The organism is Levilactobacillus paucivorans (assembly GCF_001437125.1).
In the GTDB taxonomy this organism is placed as follows: domain Bacteria; phylum Bacillota; class Bacilli; order Lactobacillales; family Lactobacillaceae; genus Levilactobacillus; species Levilactobacillus paucivorans.
Genome location: NZ_JQCA01000018.1, coordinates 1 through 1,493 on the forward strand (window position 1 = coordinate 1; position 1,493 = coordinate 1,493).

Below are 1,493 nucleotides of genomic sequence, written 5' to 3' on the forward strand. Positions count from 1 at the left end.
AAGCTGTCATAAATATCAAATATACTGGTATTTAAATAGTCTGCTTAATGGGAAGTTCTTGCGTAATTATAAATTTGGTTTGTGCGGACCAAATTCATAATCGTCCTATCAAGCCTATTCACACAAGCAATCATGGCAACCATATCCGGTTTAGGGTGTGGTCCTTTTTTTAGCTTATAGTAGTAATCCACAATGTGATTATCAATGCGTGCTTTATTTCTAAGCATGGATCTAATCATTTCAAACATAATATAACGGGCACTACTTTGACCTCTCCGGTTAATCCGGTCAGCTTCTTTGAACCCTCCGGATTGGATTCGTCGTAGATCTATGCCAACGTAAGCATTCAGCTGCTTATAGCTTGGGAATCTCGCTATTTTTCCTGTAAATCCTAGTAACAGGGCAGTTGATATCTCTCCCGCCCCAGGAATACTCGCAATGAGTTTAAACTCCGGAAAAGTTTTCGCGTAAGTGATCAATTGGCGTTTTAATAAGTCATGGGCCTGATTATATCGCTGAATCTCTTCACAATAACTATGGATTTGATTAGTCAGAAATGAATTCGCAGGTTGTGCTGGGTACGATAATTGGCCTGCCTGCCAGACCTCATTACATCTACGTACGATTAAATCCGAATGGATTTTAGGACTTACCAAGCCAATGATTTGTTTTGCCATCGTTCCTGGAATATATCCTGTTAAAAAATCAGGGTGGGGAAAGAGACTAACAAAAGTTAAGCCGAGCACTGATCGAATTGGGTTAAATATATCGTTTAACTCGGGAAATGTTTGATCAAGTGCGGCATGTAAATGATTGATAATCCGGGATCTCTCCTTAGTTATTTCTAGATAGCGGTGTGCCATTAAATGAAGTTGCTCATATGGCCTTGAATATGGTCTACGACCATGAATCAGTGACTTCTGATCAATTCCCAGGAGCGCTAATTTAACTGCATCTGAACGGTCTGTTTTTTGCCTTCTCAACCCCGCCATGCGAATTGAGGACTCCAAAGGATTTATTTCAAGGTAATTCATTCCTTCATCGATAAAAAAACGAGTCAGAACTCTAGAATAAATACCAGTCGTTTCAAATACTGCCATGACTGGCAGGTCACTCGTAATTATTGACTTGAGCTTTGCCAATCCAGACTTATTATGGATAATCTGAAACTCCTTAATAACCGTATGATCGTGTAAAAGAGCACAATTACTCTTTCCACGACTCACATCAATACCTAAAACGTGCACTTTATCGCCTTCCATATATTTTTGAGGTAACAACTTCGCAGATTCGTTCATTTTCTATATTCGATCTCAAGGACCCACATCCTAAATCTAACTGTTCACTACGTGTTGTTGGGCCAGTTTGACACTCGGAATGTATATTTCACTGATGTTGACGACCTCAACCTCAATTTAAGTATAGTAAAAGAGGTATCAAGATTGTCGTCACAATCTTGATACCTCTTACTTTAGGATGTTTGACAGAGAACC

The 1,493-nt window shown here is 39.3% G+C and carries 1 protein-coding gene; it reads right to left on the bottom strand.

What is annotated here, in order from left to right:
* Positions 1-44 precede the first annotated feature (44 nt).
* A complete protein-coding gene (locus tag IV54_RS00860; RefSeq protein WP_191991500.1) occupies positions 45-1,298 on the bottom strand; it encodes an IS110 family RNA-guided transposase in 1,254 nt (417 codons plus the stop codon).
* Between the last annotated feature and the right edge of the window lie 195 nt (positions 1,299-1,493).

What these genes read in the sequence shown, in the direction of transcription:
- IV54_RS00860 (WP_191991500.1), bottom strand. Translation starts at nt 1,298, where the DNA reads ATGAACGAATCTGCGAAGTTGTTACCTCAAAAATATATGGAAGGCGAT.